General features: G+C 62.7%; 12 protein-coding genes and 2 pseudogenes. 3 read left to right on the top strand and 11 right to left on the bottom strand.

Features of this window, described 5'->3' with window-relative positions; genetic code table 11:
- Nucleotides 1-96 precede the first annotated feature (96 nt).
- Nucleotides 97-852: pseudogene (locus H7J73_RS31135) on the bottom strand (MraY family glycosyltransferase); the annotation flags it as partial.
- 255 nt (nucleotides 853-1,107) lie between these two features.
- Between H7J73_RS31135 and dprE1 the strand changes: the two are divergent.
- Complete coding sequence (gene dprE1 / locus H7J73_RS31130) at nucleotides 1,108-2,460, top strand: decaprenylphosphoryl-beta-D-ribose oxidase (RefSeq protein WP_264071696.1); 1,353 nt, start codon at nucleotides 1,108-1,110, stop codon at nucleotides 2,458-2,460.
- Here the strand turns inward: dprE1 and H7J73_RS31125 are convergent.
- From H7J73_RS31125 to H7J73_RS31110, 4 genes and pseudogenes are all read right to left on the bottom strand, one after another.
- Nucleotides 2,444-3,259 carry an SDR family oxidoreductase gene (locus H7J73_RS31125; RefSeq protein WP_264071663.1) on the bottom strand — a complete coding sequence of 272 codons (816 nt, stop codon included), beginning with the start codon at nucleotides 3,257-3,259 and terminating at the stop codon, nucleotides 2,444-2,446. The two genes, dprE1 and H7J73_RS31125, sit on opposite strands and share 17 nt — an antisense overlap.
- Before the next feature lie 185 nt (nucleotides 3,260-3,444).
- Entirely contained in the window at nucleotides 3,445-4,359 is a 915-nt protein-coding gene (locus H7J73_RS31120; RefSeq protein ID WP_264071662.1) for a decaprenyl-phosphate phosphoribosyltransferase, read from the bottom strand.
- Between the two features lie 154 nt (nucleotides 4,360-4,513).
- A complete protein-coding gene (locus tag H7J73_RS31115) occupies nucleotides 4,514-5,806 on the bottom strand; it encodes a cytochrome P450 (RefSeq protein ID WP_264071661.1) in 1,293 nt (430 codons plus the stop codon).
- Between the two features lie 188 nt (nucleotides 5,807-5,994).
- Nucleotides 5,995-7,506: pseudogene (locus H7J73_RS31110) on the bottom strand (thioesterase domain-containing protein); the annotation flags it as partial.
- A gap of 216 nt (nucleotides 7,507-7,722) precedes the next feature.
- Here H7J73_RS31110 and H7J73_RS31105 point away from each other — a divergent pair.
- A complete protein-coding gene (locus H7J73_RS31105; RefSeq protein WP_264071660.1) occupies nucleotides 7,723-8,517 on the top strand; it encodes an HAD family hydrolase in 795 nt (264 codons plus the stop codon).
- A 140-nt stretch (nucleotides 8,518-8,657) separates the two neighbouring features.
- Here the strand turns inward: H7J73_RS31105 and H7J73_RS31100 are convergent, their stop codons facing one another.
- On the bottom strand, nucleotides 8,658-9,293 hold the full coding sequence (locus tag H7J73_RS31100; protein ID WP_264071659.1) for a DUF3887 domain-containing protein: 636 nt from the start codon (nucleotides 9,291-9,293) through the stop codon (nucleotides 8,658-8,660).
- Nucleotides 9,294-9,432: 139 nt separating this feature from the next.
- On the opposite strand from H7J73_RS31100, the gene H7J73_RS31095 reads away from it, so the two are divergent.
- On the top strand, nucleotides 9,433-10,071 hold the full coding sequence (locus H7J73_RS31095) for a DUF3887 domain-containing protein (protein ID WP_264071658.1): 639 nt from the start codon (nucleotides 9,433-9,435) through the stop codon (nucleotides 10,069-10,071).
- 335 nt (nucleotides 10,072-10,406) lie between these two features.
- Here the strand turns inward: H7J73_RS31095 and H7J73_RS31090 are convergent, their stop codons facing one another.
- The 5 genes from H7J73_RS31090 to H7J73_RS31070 form a co-directional block, all read right to left on the bottom strand.
- Entirely contained in the window at nucleotides 10,407-10,865 is a 459-nt protein-coding gene (locus tag H7J73_RS31090) for a hypothetical protein (protein ID WP_264071657.1), read from the bottom strand.
- A gap of 625 nt (nucleotides 10,866-11,490) precedes the next feature.
- Entirely contained in the window at nucleotides 11,491-12,699 is a 1,209-nt protein-coding gene (locus tag H7J73_RS31085; RefSeq protein ID WP_264071656.1) for a GNAT family N-acetyltransferase, read from the bottom strand.
- Between the two features lie 382 nt (nucleotides 12,700-13,081).
- The gene (locus tag H7J73_RS31080; RefSeq protein ID WP_264071655.1) at nucleotides 13,082-13,438 is read right to left on the bottom strand and encodes a hypothetical protein; all 357 of its coding nucleotides are present in this window, start codon (nucleotides 13,436-13,438) and stop codon (nucleotides 13,082-13,084) included.
- 140 nt (nucleotides 13,439-13,578) lie between these two features.
- Nucleotides 13,579-13,956: a type II toxin-antitoxin system RelB family anti-toxin gene (locus H7J73_RS31075; protein ID WP_264071654.1), complete on the bottom strand. Its 378-nt coding sequence runs from the start codon at nucleotides 13,954-13,956 to the stop codon at nucleotides 13,579-13,581.
- A 60-nt stretch (nucleotides 13,957-14,016) separates the two neighbouring features.
- Complete coding sequence (locus H7J73_RS31070; protein WP_264071653.1) at nucleotides 14,017-14,496, bottom strand: hypothetical protein; 480 nt, start codon at nucleotides 14,494-14,496, stop codon at nucleotides 14,017-14,019.
- Nucleotides 14,497-15,057 lie beyond the last annotated feature (561 nt).

The following is a 15,057-nucleotide window of genomic DNA, read 5'->3' as shown; positions in this document are numbered from 1 at the left end:
ACAATCGAGCTGGTCATCGCCTACCGATCCGAATCTCGCCCCGCGTCAGGCCGATTTGCTCTGAACCAGTGGACTCAACTCACCCTGACACGCAGGGGGGGCGGCATTCCACCACAGGAATCCGATGCAGGCGCCGGCTGTCGCCGCGGCGACCATCGCCAGATCGAGAGGGTCCCGGACGTGATAGCAACCAGTTCCCGGGGTGACGGCACACGCGTTTCGGAACTGCCAGAACGTGATCAGCACGTAGACGGCGCTCACCATCGCCATAGCACCTGCGGCCAGACCATCCAGGCCATCGGTGAGGTTGACGGCATTCGACCACGCCGACACAGCGACGATGCAGAACAGCACGAACACCACCGGCGGCAGTGCGAACGCGGCGATGTCGCGGACATAGGACAGCCCCGCGCTGCCGGGAGTGAGACTGTCGGCGTTGCGGAACTGCAGCGCTAGCACGCCGAAGACAATTGCCGCGACGAGTTGGCCGGCACTCTTGGCCCGCTTGTTCAAGCCCAGGTTGCGTGCGCGCCGCACTTTGAGGTAGTCGTCGATGAACCCCACGGCGCCTAGAGCAGTGGCCAGGCCCAGGACGAGCAGCCCCGACGCCGACGGGCCTTCACCGCCGAGCGCTAGCGAGACGAGGTGCGTGCCCAGGTAGCTTGCCCAGATCGCGGTGACGATCGCGAGGCCGCCCATCGTCGGCGTGCCACGCTTGCGTTGATGGGTCTCCGGAGCCTCGTCACGGATCGGCTGACCTAACCCCAACCGGGTGAACACACGTATCAACACCGGGGTCAGCAGAAGCGCGACCACCAGGGCCAAGCCCGCGGCGATAAGTATCTGCTTCATAGACCGATGCCGCCCCCTCGTGCGCAGTTCGATCGACAGCAGATCCACCGCAGCGCACCCGAAGCCTCCACCGGGCCAGTATGGCGGAACCCGATGCGGCGCCACCGCAGCGATATCCGTCGCGTCTTAGTTCTAAAGATTCGGGAGTGATCAGTTCGTCGAATCTCTCCTGGTGGGGCGATCGCCGGTTGGGCCGTCCGCGGCTTACTGTTGATCAGCGTGAGCGCAGTATCAGAGGGCCGGACGACGAGCCGGATGTTAAGTGGCTGGGGCCGACGAATCCGGTCTCGGGCCGATGTGCTGTCCACCAAGGACATTGAGGTCATCGCGGCGGCGGTGCGGTCCGCCGGGCCACGCGGAGTGATCGCGCGGGGCCTGGGACGAAGTTACGGCGACCCGGCGCAAAACGGCGGCGGCCTGGTTATCGACATGACCCCGCTGAACCGCATCCACAGCATCGACGCTGACACGGCGATCGTGGACGTCGACGCCGGGGTAAGTCTGGATGCCTTGATCCGGGCGGTTTTGCCCTATGGCTTGTGGGTTCCAGTGCTGCCGGGGACCCGGCAAGTGACCGTGGGCGGCGCGATCGCCGCCGACATCCACGGCAAGAACCACCACTCCCACGGCAGCTTCGGCAACCACGTCGTGACCATGGATCTGCTCACCGCTGACGGCATGATCACCACGTTGACCCCAGAGGGAGCTGATTCGAATCTGTTCTGGGCCACCGTCGCCGGCATGGGATTGACCGGCATCGTGCTCCGCGCCCGGATCAGGATGACGCGCACGGAAACGGCGTACTTCATCGCTGACCACGACCGCACTCGCAATCTCGACGAGACGATTGAACTGCTTACTGGCGGCTCTGACGAGGGCTATGACTATTCGATGTCGGTGCCCGACACAATCTCTACCGGTAGCCGGATGGGACGGGCGGGATTTACCCGTGGGTCGTTGGCCACAATCGACGAACTTCCACCGAAGCTGCAACGAAATCCATTGCAGCTCAAAGCACCCCAACTCTTCACCGTGCCCGACATCTTCCCCAGCGGCCTGGTCAACGGGTTCACCTCCCGCATCGCCGCCGAAGCGGCCTACCACGTCTATCCCAAACACGGCCGCGGCACGATCCAGAACCTGACGCAGTTCTATCACCCGCTGGATCTGCTCGGGGAATGGAACCGCGCCTACGGACAAGAAGGCTTCCTGCAGTACCAGTTCTCGATCCCCTTCGGTGCTGAACAGCAGCTCGCCGACATCATCCGAGCGATCGCCCACTCCGGGCACCCCTCGTTCCTTAACGTGTTCAAACGCATGGGCCCGGGCAACCGGGCGCCGCTATCGTGGCCCCATCCGGGTTTCATGCTCAGCCTCGACTTCCCAATCAAACCGGGCATCGGGGCATTCCTCGACGGTCTCGACGAACGAGTGCTTGACGTCGGCGGCCGGATCTACTTCGCCAAAGATTCCCGGGCCAAAGCCCACCACATCCCACAGATGTATCCCCAGCTCGACGAATGGCGCACCATCCGCGCTAAAGCCGACCCCGACGGCGTCTTCATCTCCGACCTAGCACGACGACTTGAACTCATCCCCCAGGGCTAAGCGCCTCGATTCGTGCAACCTGTCTACTCAGCGCGCGATCCCCCAGTGGGGACGACAGGGCCGGTTTGAGCCAGCGTGCAGCGGCGACCCATCTCGGCACGTCGACGCGCCGCTTGCGCTTGTCGATTGCATCGACGAGCCGCGCGGCGCACTTATCGGCGGTGACGGTCCGGCGCGCCGGTCGCGGTAGTGCTGCCAGCAGCGTGGTGAACTCCGGTGAGCTGGAACGGGTTTCGCGCAGCATGGGGGTATCGACCAACGACATGTGCGCCGAGCCGACGCCGACGCCGTGGTGGGCGACCTCGATCCGCAAGACGTTCGCGAATTGCTCGACACCGGCCTTACTCGCGCCGTAGGCCGCCATGCCGGGCAAAGCGGTATAGGACGACGTCGACGCCACCACCAAGACGTAGCCCCGGTGAGCAATGATCGATGGCAGGGCTGCGCGGACCGTGTTGAAGACACCGATCAGGTTGGTCTCGATCACGCGCCGAAAGGCCTCTGGCTCCACTGTTAGGACAGGCGCCCAGTGCTCGACGCCCGCGTTGGCAACCACCACGTCGATCGCGCCGAATCGGGTCACTGCGGTCTCGGCGGCAGCCTGCATCGTGTCGAAATCGTTGACGTCGTCAGCAAAGACGACAACGTCGTCTCCGAGTTCACCTGCGAGCGCGCGGACGCCGTGCTCGTCGATGTCAACGAGCACCAGCCGTGCACCACGCTGGTGCAGCAGCCGCGCCATACTGGCGCCGATGCCGCGAGCCGCACCGGTGATCATCACTACTTTTCCACAAAGCATGCCTCATCCTCCCGTCGCAGTTCCGCTGATCTACTGGTCAAGGAACACCACCCCCCATGGACGCCATGCCGCGTCAGCGTAAGGCCGCCGAGCGGCTCGCTAACTCAGATCCACCAAGCCCATTCCGGTTGCAGTCTCGTTTGTAGAGAAATGGGAGTGATCAGTTCCTGTCTCCGGTATGCCGCTCAGGCGAAGGCGATTGCGGTGCTCAGGATCGCGATCCAGGTGACACCCAGGAGTTGTAAGACGCGGTCGTGGAACACGATGTCTTCCGGCTCGCCGGCCAATCCGCCATCGACGTCGACGGCGTAGCGCAGGACCGCGATCGTAATCGGGATCATCGAGACGGCAAACCATGACCCAGAGTGTCCGTCTCGTTCGAATGCCCACAGCCCGTAGAACACCACGACGGCGGTGGCTGACATGGTCCACACGAATCGGAGGTAGGTGCTGGTGTAGCTCTCCAGGGATTTGCGGATCTTGGCGCCGGTGCGGTCGGCGAGCTGCAGTTCTGCGTAGCGCTTACCTGCCACCATGAACAGCGAGGCGAACGCCATCACCAGCAAGAACCACTGTGACAACGGAATGCTGGTTGCCGCGCCGCCGGCGATCGCCCGTATCAGGTAGGCCGAGGAGACGATGCAAATGTCGAGCACGGCTTGGTGTTTCAGGCCAAAGCAATAACCGAGCTGAATTGCCAAATAGATAGTTATCACCAACGCCAGCGCTGGGGCAGTAACCGTTGAGATAGCCAATGAGGCGACACCGAGCCCGATGGCCAATGCGTAGGCGAGAGCGGGCGCTACCACCCCGGCAGCGATAGGCCGGAAGCGTTTGGTGGGATGTTGCCGGTCGGCATCAACATCGCGGGCATCGTTGATCAGGTAGATCGAGGATGCGGCCAAGCAGAACGCCACGAACGCGATGCCCACCTTGTAGAAAACATCGCGGTAGTCATAGTGAACGTTGCCTCCGAGAGTGGCCAGTGGTGCAGCCACCACCAGAACGTTCTTGATCCATTGCTTCGGCCGCAGCGCTTTGACGATGCCGACCGCCAGGTTGGAAGGCGGCCCAAGGCTGGACGAGGGTTCTTGGCTCACGAACCGTGATTATCGCGCTGTACTCCCGGTGGATACCGTTCGCCGCGCCCGAGATAACTTGTCGTCTCGGTTCTAGAGAAACGAGGGTGATCGTTTCCTGTCGCGAACGACGAAGCGGTCGTCAATGTATGGACGTGGCACCCTGCTCAAGGCCTTAGTGCAGTGTCACTGTGGCGCCGCGCCGGGGCACGTGGGTGATACCGCGCCGTTTCATAGGCTCCGCACGCTGGCTGATGGGAGCCACCGTGCAGCTGCCGAACAGGGTGCCGAGCACAATGCGCATCTCGTGCTCGGCGAACGCAGCACCTAGACAGCGCCGAACACCGCCACCAAACGGAATCCAGGTGTTGGCCCCTGGATTGTGCTCAAGAAAGCGCTGGGGCCGGAACTGCTCGGGGTTGGGGTAGAGGTCGGGCCGACGGTGCGTCAGATAGATCGATGGGACGACGTTCACTCCGGCCGGCAACTCGACACCGCCAATTTCGAGCGGCGCTTTCAGCCGCCGAGCGACCAGTGACAGTACGGGCCGCAATCGCAGCGTTTCCTTGATTACTGCGTCGCGGAACTGGTGGTCACCGGCGCGGATTTCCTCGACGAGCCGAGCCTGATCGTCGGGGTGGCGGACCAGGCGTTCCACCATCCACGCCAGTGCGGTCGCCGTCGTATCGTGCCCGGCCAACAGCAGGGTCATCAGTTCGTCGCGGATCTCGACATTGCTCATGGGTCGGCCATCTTCGTGGCGGGTCCGCAACAGCACCGACAGTACGTCGCTGCGTTCCTCGAGATCGCCGCACCGGCGTCGCTCGTCGATCTCGGCATAGAGAAGGCGGTCGACATTGCGGAAAAGCTTGCGGATCAACGCAGCCCGTACTTTCCGTGGACCGAGCACTAGCAGCATCTGGCCTGCCACCCCTGCTGAAGCCGCGAGGGTGCGCACCAGTTCGGCCCGCAAGTGGTCCAGGCGCGCACCCTCATTCAGTCCGAACACCACGCGCAGGATGATCTCTAGGGTCAACGACTGCATCAACGGATGTAGACGGATCGGCTCACCGCGCGGCCAACCGGCGATCGCGGATTGGGCGACGGCGGTCATGGTGTCGGTGTAGGACGTCAGATGGCTACCGCGAAACGGTGGCATGAGCAGGCGGCGCTGCTCCATGTGGGCATCACCGTCGAGCAGCAGTACCGAGTTCGCGCCGACAAACGGGCGCAGGATGCGGTTCGCCTGTCCGGCGTGCAGCAGCTCCCGCGGCCCTGTGAAGACTTCCTTCACCACGTCCGGATGCGACACCATCACCCACGGACGCTCACCAGCCAGCCGTAACGTGAACGTGTCACCGTAACGAGCAGCGCATCGCTCCATAAAATCCCACGGACGAAATATCCAGGCCGCTGTCTGAACGGCGACCGGGAGTCGAGGGCCGGGCGGCAAGACATCAAGGACCATCTCAGCCACCTCCGATCGGGATGTAGTGAGGGTCGGCCGTGTCAGGCCTGCGCGTAACTTAACACAACTCTAAGATAAATAAGAGATATCTAAGGTCGATGCTAAATCCAAGCGCGGTTGGATTCTCATTTGTAGAGAAACGGGAGTGATCGTTTCCTGCCTCAGCTGTTGACCCGTGTCGGCGCGAATCAGGTGAGGTCAGAGATCATCGTGCTCATGTGGGTGCCGACTTTGCTGATGTACGGCTCGTCTATGGCCTGAATGTGTTCCCCGCCGATCGGCACGATTTCTAGGTGGGAGGCGAATTCGCCCCAACCGCCGTCGGATTGGCGGATGGCGTAACGAGGCTCGAACTCGATGACGTCGTCGTGATAGCGGTCGGCCATGTACAGGATGACGTGGCCATCGTAGGGCTCGATGGTGACGGTCTCTAGTGCCCGATTGTCTAGATAGGAGGTGCGCTGGTGTTCGAGGATCCCGCCGGGGATCTGCACACCGGCTTGCTTCACCGCGTCCAACACGAACGTTACCTGGCCTTCGTCGTCGAGTTCTTCGAGGTGCTCGTAGGGGATGGCAGGGATCTGCACGTTAAAGGTCCGAGCCGCGAAGCCGGCGTAGCGGTCCCAGCGGGCGCGAGTCTCCTCCCGGGTTTGAGGAATGTCTTCGCCGGGATGGACCGTGTCGATCATGGCGACGAACTTGACTTCGGCACCAGCGCGTTGGAGCCCGATGGCGCATGCATAGGCCAGCGCACCGCCTAGCGACCAGCCGGCCAGGATGAACGGCTTGCCGCTGTTGAGTGCCAGCAGTTTTGGTACGTACTGCGCCGCGCGCTCCTGGATGGTGCCTTCCACTCGCTCGAACCCGATCATTGGAGTTGCCACGGGTAGTCGCTTGAGTAGCGGCTCGTAGACCACGGTGGACCCGCCGGCGGCGTGGAAGACGTACACCGGTACCTGATCGTCGGAGTTGGCTGCCCTGATGGTGCGCACGAATCCATCGAGTTCACCGGCTTCGAGGAACTCGCGGACCACCGTTGCGAGCGCTTCGATAGTGGGACTGCTTTTTACGTCGTCGTCGGTGATAGTGCCCTCGGTGCGTTCGCTGAGGCGCTGAGCGATCTTGGTGACGGTGTCGTCGTCGAGCTGGGGCAGGGTGGTGAAGATGCCGCCGGCCGAAGTGCCGGTTACGATCGCCCACGTCGCGAAGGTCATCCGCTCCGCCGCGTCACGCGGGGGGACGTTGGAATTGAGCGTTTCGGCCAAAGCCTGCTGGTTCAGTACCTCCGCTAGCCCCTCCGGGAGGCGGTTGTCGTTGAGTCCCAACAGATCGGTTGGAGCTGGCGGGATGACCGGTAGTTCGTTGCCGGCGTGCGCGACGCTGCTTACGTCAGGTCCGTCTCGCGGTGCCGTGATGTCCGGTCGGCTGCCTTGGGTCACTAGTCCCTCGCCCAGCCACGTGAAGGTGTCGCCATCCCGTACATGCACGCTTATCGCAGCGCCGCCGACATGGCGGGTCAGTAACACCACAACCGAGCTGTCGGTGCCGGTATGTGGAAGGAGGGCGTACTGGTCGAGCGTCGTCAAGGTCGCATTGGGGGCAACCTGGGCTGCCGCTGCCATGACTAATGCCTCGAGATCCGTCCCGGTCTCAGCGGCGCATTCCCACGCGTGACGCCCATCGGGTAGCGCCACGTGGGACGAAAGTAATCCGGTGGAATCCGCCATGGACGCACGATAACAAAATTAAGAACTTCATAAGCGATGACTGCCGGAGCCCGCCGTCTTGTCTTTTTCTAAAGATTCGAGATCCATCAAATCTTGTCTCATTCGTGCGCAGCTATGCGGCGACCTGGGGCCATCATTGTGTTGTGACATCGGGGGGTGAGTGTGTGACCTTCGCCGCGGGGCCCGGAGATGGTGGTTCTCGACATCGACGGCACCTTGCACGCGGCATCGGACTCACATCGTCGAGCACACCAGAGCATCAGCGTGGCTGTTCGGGCTGCCGTGCGCGCTGTCGCCCGAACCGGCACCCACGTGGTGCTGTGCACCGGCAGGTTGTCCACCGCGACGCTGCCGTTCCTGCGTGAACTCGAGATCTCCGCCGGATTCGCAGTCTGTTCCAACGGAGCGGTGCTCATCGACGCCGCGACCGGACGCATCGTCGAACAGGTCGTGTTTTCCCTGGCCGCGCCGATCGCAGTCCTGCGCGGGTGGCTGCCCGACGCTGTGTTTGTGGCCGAGGACCCCGGTGTCGGGGTGTGGGCCACGGGTGTCATTGACGACGCCGACACCCACTACGGCGCCGTCACACTTGTCGAGGTCGACGAGCTGGCGGCCGCGTCAACCACCCGGCTGGCCGTGCACTGGCCCGGACACAGCGGCCCGGAACTGTCGGATGCGTTGTCCAACAATGCGATTCTCAATGTCCGGTGTTGTTGCTACACCGATGAGCCAATAGCCGATCTGACTGCCGCGGGGGTGACTAAGGCTGCGATGCTGGAGCGGCTGCGCGTGCAGTTGGGCGTCGCTGCATCGGAGACATTGGCTGTCGGTGACGGTGTCAACGACATCGAGATGCTCATCTGGGCGGCTCACGGCGTGGCTATGGGCAACTCTCCCGCTTCGGTGCAGGCGATAGCCGACGAGATCTGCCCCTCGGCCGCCGACGACGGTCTGGCTATCGCACTGTCGCGATGGTTCCGCTGATTCCGGTGCGTGTACCCCGGTGCGCCTGAGTTCGGGTGTGCAACTGTCGTCGCCACAAGAACGGCGCTCGGGCCACTGGCGCTGCCCCAAGGATGCGCTCAATTCGGCGGTCGTCTTTACTTCGCTTGTGCACCTGGCATTTACGTGCAGATAGATCTGGTATTGCTGTTGGCTTCCTCGGGGCTGAGGATGAACAGCCCGGCAATTGTTCGGTCATCGCGAAAGACCACGCGGGCGATGAAATCGCCGGCCTCAAAGGCCAAGGGCGTATTGGTGACGGTGAAGTCGCCGGTCCGCACGACATCAGTATCGCCATGGCTTTCGTAGGCCCCAGCCAACCCGGCAAGGTAGACCCACGCCTCGGCAAGCCCCTCCTCGGTAAGACGCGCGCGCATCGTGTCATCGAAACGCTCGGTGATATCAGCCCACCGGCCGTGAGCATGATCGTCGATGACTGCCCGGGCCAACTCGACGGCTTCCGGAAGTGGGCTGGTATTCAGAGCTTCTCCCGTTTGAGGATCGATGGGCTTGCCGTATCGCTGAAAAGCGGCCTGCCGTGAGACGCCAAGCACTTCTCCAATTTCTTGCCATGTCCGGCCCGCTTCTCGCGCCTGCTGCACAGCTGCACCCATCAGGGTCTCAGCCCCCTCCCTGATCTGGCGGGCTGCGCGCACCACCTCGATCGGATCATCGCCGCTGTTCAGAACTGGGCCGGCGAGGATCTGGGCGAGTTCACGATGAAGCTGCTGCCCAGTGAGCATTAGCAAACTTGGCATACGTAAATACTAGATTTACGTAAGGTCACATGTCAATCAAAGATTGACACGCGATGTTCGCCGCCGTACCTTCGGCGCTATGGTCTCGGTCATTTCAGGCGTCCGCATCAGAGTCGGCGCGACTCACGGCGACGTTCGCGTGACGAGCGGGGGAAAGCTCACACTGGTTGGCGGCATCGAGGGCACACTCACAGTCGGGTCCGGCGGTTACGCCAACATCATTGGCACGGTGGGCGGACTCGTTATCGAGCCGGGCGGCAGGGCCAAACTCCGCGGAGCGTGCATGGGTGACGCCAACAATCAGGGCGGTGACTTCGAGGTCAGGGGCACAATCAAAGGAGCCCTGCACGGGCGCTCGACCACTCGGGTGGAGCCAGGGGCGAAGATCGGCCATTACAGCGAGCCGATTGATCCTCAAACGGGAGAAGCTCCACTGCCTGAGGCTGTCGAGCTGGCCCTGACGGTCATTGATGACCTCATACGTGCGCGGTGGGCAGAGGTCAGAGCTCGCTTCGACGACACGATGCACGCCGAGTTGAGCGAGGTGGAGCTTGCTGCGCCGTGGTCTCAGATCGCGGGGTTGGTCGGAAGCTACCAAGGACACGGAGACACTGATGTCGCCCGCTCAGGTGACCGCACCATCACCAACACGCCCCTGGCCTTCGAAGCTGGTGACTTCGTTGCTCGAATCACCTTCCGTAACGATCGAACGATTTCGGGACTCTACATCCTCAATCCCGATCTACCCGGGCGCTCAGGCGGATCAGCCGCCACGTGACTCAGTCGGCCTTGAAGCGAATCTGACGCATCCGCGCTAATTGGCGGGCAGCGCATTTGCTGCCGGCCCAGTGCCCATCGACGCTCAGGTATCGCTCTTAGGAGGGTCGCCGGGGATTGCTCGACATCTTGCTTGGCGCCAGATCGGGAACTAGGGACTGTCTTGTTTCACGTGCGTTCCGCGAGTGGGGTGGAAAGTGCAGGCTTGAGCCAGCGTGCCGCCGCGACCCATCTCGGAGCGTCGACACGCCGCGTGCGATGTTCGATAGCATCGACGAGCCGCACCGCGCACTTGTCGGCCGTGACGGTCCGACGCGGCGGCCCCGGTGGTGGCGGTCAGCTGTCTGGCATCTCGCACAGTGTGCCAATGAGGGAGACGGTCGTGTCGTTAGTTGGGTTTATCCACGACGCCTGGTCATCGATGATTTCGGCACGCAGGATGTGGTTGCCTGCGATGGGCCACTGCACGTACTCATAGCCGCCGAGTTCTTCTTGAATGTCGTCGGCCATCCACACCGTCGCTTGTGCTGTCGTGGTGTGCAGACGATAGCTCTTACACCGTTCGTAGGCGCCGACGTCGGCGTCACCAGCCAGTGCGAACCCCACGCACACGAAGCCGTCGGCGGCCAGGAACTTCCACATCACGTTGCGCAGCGTGATAGGTCGGCCGTACCGGCGGCAGTTAAGGTCGCGGGTGACCGCCTGGCTGGCCGCCGCCCATTCGGCGGGAAGGTCACCCGGTGGGTCGTCCCCGATCATGAATTGCCAGGACTGATCTGGCGTCTCCCACGACATCGTCTGACCGTCGCACACCTACCCCGCCGACGTCGACCGCATTAGTCGACGCGCGGAGAGCCGCCTTAAGCGCGTCAACAATTCCAGGGCGGCTGGTGCCTCGTTTCTGAAGAAACGGGAGTGAACACTTCGCGAAGTCTCAATGGCGTTGCGCGGCACTGGAGTACGGGCTGTGGCCGCCCCGTGAAGCGCGGTCCCACCGGGCTTATCAATCAATCGTTGCCTGGCGCAACACGCCCACCCCATCGCTTGGACGGGTGTCTCTGCGCTCGGTTGGTGGTGGATACGTTCGCAATTGGGTGTTGATCTCAACGCAGGATGGGTCTTGTGCGGGGTCCTGTATCGCACAGCCCCCGCCGTCGGGTGCTGCTAACGCAACATTGACCGGCATCAGTGTGAAAGCGGTCCACAGCGCCATCGTGCATAAAAGTCTCGCCCCGATCGACAACTCGCACCCGCCATGGCTCATGACTGCGCCCTTTCGAAACAACCGACCAGGCTCTGTGGCCCAGCTGTACCGCTCTCAGCAACTCTAGGTGAGTGGTACATGTGAACCGGCCGCGAACCGTCGTCTCTTTTCTAGAGAAGTTGGACGGCTCGGATCTTGTCTCGGTCGCTTGCAGGATCAGAAGTCGTAGCCGACCTGGGCGGCTACGTTGCTGGCGAACGCCAGATCGAGCTGCCGGAGAAGGCGGTCGTCGTTGCAGCGCAGCCGATTCGCTGATGCGAAGGCCGATGGCCGGTGCGCCCCGAGGTAGATGCTGCTCAGCACCGATAGGTCGGTGTAGAAGTCAGGGGGATCGTCGGTCGGTGCGACGTGAGCGTTGCCCTCGCGAATGGTCACCGTGAACCGCGATTCGGCGAGCCCGGGACCCCGAATGTCCATCACCGCAGACACATCGGCCTGGTAGGTGCGGGCCCGCAGCGCGGCGGGGATGTCGATGATGCGCAACCACAGCGAGTCTCGGGAACTGAGGGTTTCCACGTGCCGCGCATCGGTGAGCAGGTACGGCAACTGGTCTGCTGGATGGGTGTGCACGGCGATGGTGTCGATCAGGTCCAAACCGAGCAGCACCCGCCACAGTGCGGGGTGCGCGCCGGCGGTGGCAGCGACGAACCGGGTGACCTCCACGGAATCGGTGTCCGCGTGCACGCGGTACATCGCATATCCGTCGGGATGGAGCAACGTGAACAGCGGACTGCCGCCATGACGTGCTGACTCACGGTCGGCCAACACTTCTGCCCACATGGCGGGCGGAGTGTGCAGTCCGCCCGGTGTGCGCTCACGCCAGCGTTCGTCGATGGCCGCTAGCTCTTCCGCGTGCTCGGCCGCGCAGACGACATCGACATTCCCAGAGTCGAGCACCTCTGAATGAAACCGAGCCCAGCGCCGCTGCACGCGTAGCCGCTGCTCTATGACGGCAGGTCCGTACCCGAATCGGCCGTAGATGCCGCCCTCGCTGGCCATCAGGGCGGCGATCGGATACCCGCTGTGGATGATGCGATGGTGCAGCTCGTCGAACATGACGCGCAGGATTCCCCGACGTCGGTGCGTGGGCGAGACGGCCACCCAGGTCACCCCTGCCGCTGGCAGGACAGCCCCGCCGGGCACCGTCAGTCGTAGATCCAGATACATCGCCATGCCCACGATCTTTGAGCCGACGCTGGCCACCACCACCCCATCGGTCGGCATCATGGACCGCCACATGGCGGTGACCTCTGAGTCTCGAAACGACCCGAAGCACGTCGCGGCCAGCAGCTTCAAGGCGGCCCAATCAGCATCAGTCGCGCTGCGAACCGTGACACCCGCCGGCAGTTGCGTCGTACTAGTCATGCACGGACGCTTTCACAGAACAGCAGGGAACCGCATTCTCATTTGGGCTGTCTCGCAGACGTTTGCTGTCTCGGATCTAGAGAAACGAGACACCCGTCAAGGTGCCACTCCCCCATTGCGAAGTCCAGGTCGAGCGTGTCTCATTTCCTGCCTCACACCGCGTGTCTTGAATCTTCATTGTCTGAGCGCAGTGAGACAGCGGACCCCTTAACTCCAATCCTGGTTATGCAGGGGTGAGCTGGGCCGGGCTAGACCCAGTGGCGCTTGACGCTTAGAGCATGGCTGGCAAAGTGCTTGCGCTCAACGCCCATGGCCGAGGCTCAATCCGAAGATCAAAGTGATTCTGCTGGTGCTGAATTGGCTGGGACGATTGTGCTCGAAGTTACTGGGGCTTGGTGTCTGCTTTCGCGGCTGCCCGTTCGCGTGCACCGGTTACGAGTTCAGCTGCGGACTCGCGGGTTGGCTGTGTCACGTAACTGGGCGGTAGCGTCACATTGGGGATTCCGACCTGTGCTGCTGAATCGGCAAGTCCCACGCGGAGATAACCCATAAGGAAATCGTGTCCCCATCCTTGGGCAAAATCGATCAGATCGTCATCAGTCATGGGTTCCCCATCGGCGGATGCCCGGATCTCGGCGTCGATGATGGCAAGCAGGTGGTCATCATCAATCTTGATCGCGCCGCGCATTTCGATGTGATGGATTCCGTCGACCGTGCTCACGTCCAGTTCGACCGCCAAGGCGGAATTACTCCCCTCTGGACCTACCGCGTTTCCCGTAATCGCGATCTCGAAGGGAGCTTCCCCGGCGTCTGGCCAGCGGCGCACCACAGCCCGCTGGTGCCACCGCACTGCCATGTTCGGTAATCGCTCTGGGAGGGTCACCGACGAATTAGTACCGGTGACAGTGTGCGGACGGGATCCGCATCGTCTGATGGGAAAGCGGTGTTGATCTGCAGGGCCTTGATCACCGTCCGATGGTGTCGTTCGCGGTGCTCGACTTCTAGCTCCCGGCGGGTGACTACCTGGATATCGAGCGCGGCTTCGCACTGCGTGAGGTACTCGCGCAGCACAGACAGCCTGGGGTCGCTGTCGAGTCGTTCCATGCGCGAGACCGTGGAATGGTCGATTCCCATGAGATCGGCTAGGTCGCGCTGAGACAACCCGGCGATCTCGCGCGCTGCGACGAGATCCCTCTTGAACGCGACCTCAGCGCGCGCAGAGCGCCGCGCCGCTAGTCGTTTGATGGACATGATCATCGCCGCCGATACCTTCTCTGCTGTGTTATCCAGAGTGTTGCACACGCTGCAAACTCAGCGCTACAACGTGCGATAACTCACTCTTTCTTGCTTGCACCACCGCTGGGTGGCGTCCATTGCGTAGCCGATGTGTTTGGTCTGCTTGGCTGAGGATCTGGGACGACTGGTGTCGCCGACGCGCTCATTCATTTCATTCCCTGTTTTGTGGCCCAGGAAGGCCCCGAGCAGCAATCTCTCGATGTCCGGTTCCGAGAAGTACAGGCGGTACTCACGCCGGCCGCCCTCCTCGCGCCGTGGCACACCGCGTGTCTTGAACTCCCCGATCCATGGCTTGTTGATTCGTTCCTGCAGTTTGCGGCCCATCGGGGCGTCGTAGTCCCCTGGACCGAGGCCGCCCGGTTCGGATGCGGCTTCGATCAGAGCATCGAAGAACTCAAGTGCTACGACCTCGCGGGGTGTGGGGTCATCTGCCGTCGCCGGGTTGCGCTCGCTTTCCAGTTCGGCTCGCTGAGCCGTATATGTGTCGGCCTTTTCCCACACGCACGATCCGGCCTCGGCCCGCGATGTTTGGCGATCTAGTGGGGATTCTCGGTCAGATGACATGGGCGAGCTCACCACACGTCAAGAAATTAGCCACTCCCACGCCCCTCTGGTCGGTGGGCTCACTTTAGGGTCGGTTAATCGCTTTGACTGCGCTGGCCCCGCAGGCCGCACGGGCCTCTGTTGGCGCGACGGGTTCGGGAGCCCCTGCCCTGCCGCGCAAACCACCGCTCCACCGGCGTCGTGAAAGGCTGGGCCACGCCCGGGCTAGACAGCGCCACAGTCCGGCCACTATTACCCGGGATAATGCACGGAATCCCGGGTAATGGCGGTCCCGGTGCCTAGGCTGCAACGGGTGAGCACCGGCGAGCAACTCCCCCGCCCTGGGTCCGGCGTTCTGTGTTGCCCACTTGGTCTACATCTCGCGGGCTGCCTGCAGACCCTCGGCCACTGAGGCCATGGNTCCGGCGTTTTGGGTGGCCCACTTGGTCTGCATCTGACGCACGGCTTCTGCCGCCGAGAACATGGGTCCGGCGTTTTGGGTGGCCCACTTGGTCTGCA

This window comes from Mycolicibacterium komossense, from assembly GCF_025822605.1.
Taxonomy (GTDB): Bacteria; Actinomycetota; Actinomycetes; order Mycobacteriales; family Mycobacteriaceae; genus Mycobacterium; species Mycobacterium komossense.
Note: the sequence above shows the minus strand (reverse complement) of the source record. Positions and strands in the feature narration are given on the sequence as shown.

Bases quoted from the DNA above. Each gene is read 5' to 3' on its own strand.
- dprE1 (WP_264071696.1), top strand. From the start codon at position 1,108: ATGTTAAGTGGCTGGGGCCGACGAATCCGGTCTCGGGCCGATGTGCTG.
- H7J73_RS31125 (WP_264071663.1), bottom strand. From the start codon at position 3,259: ATGCTTTGTGGAAAAGTAGTGATGATCACCGGTGCGGCTCGCGGCATC.
- H7J73_RS31115 (WP_264071661.1), bottom strand. From the start codon at position 5,806: ATGGTCCTTGATGTCTTGCCGCCCGGCCCTCGACTCCCGGTCGCCGTT.
- H7J73_RS31105 (WP_264071660.1), top strand. From the start codon at position 7,723: ATGGTGGTTCTCGACATCGACGGCACCTTGCACGCGGCATCGGACTCA.
- H7J73_RS31100 (WP_264071659.1), bottom strand. From the start codon at position 9,293: ATGCCAAGTTTGCTAATGCTCACTGGGCAGCAGCTTCATCGTGAACTC.
- H7J73_RS31090 (WP_264071657.1), bottom strand. From the start codon at position 10,865: ATGTCGTGGGAGACGCCAGATCAGTCCTGGCAATTCATGATCGGGGAC.
- H7J73_RS31085 (WP_264071656.1), bottom strand. From the start codon at position 12,699: ATGACTAGTACGACGCAACTGCCGGCGGGTGTCACGGTTCGCAGCGCG.
- H7J73_RS31075 (WP_264071654.1), bottom strand. From the start codon at position 13,956: ATGATCATGTCCATCAAACGACTAGCGGCGCGGCGCTCTGCGCGCGCT.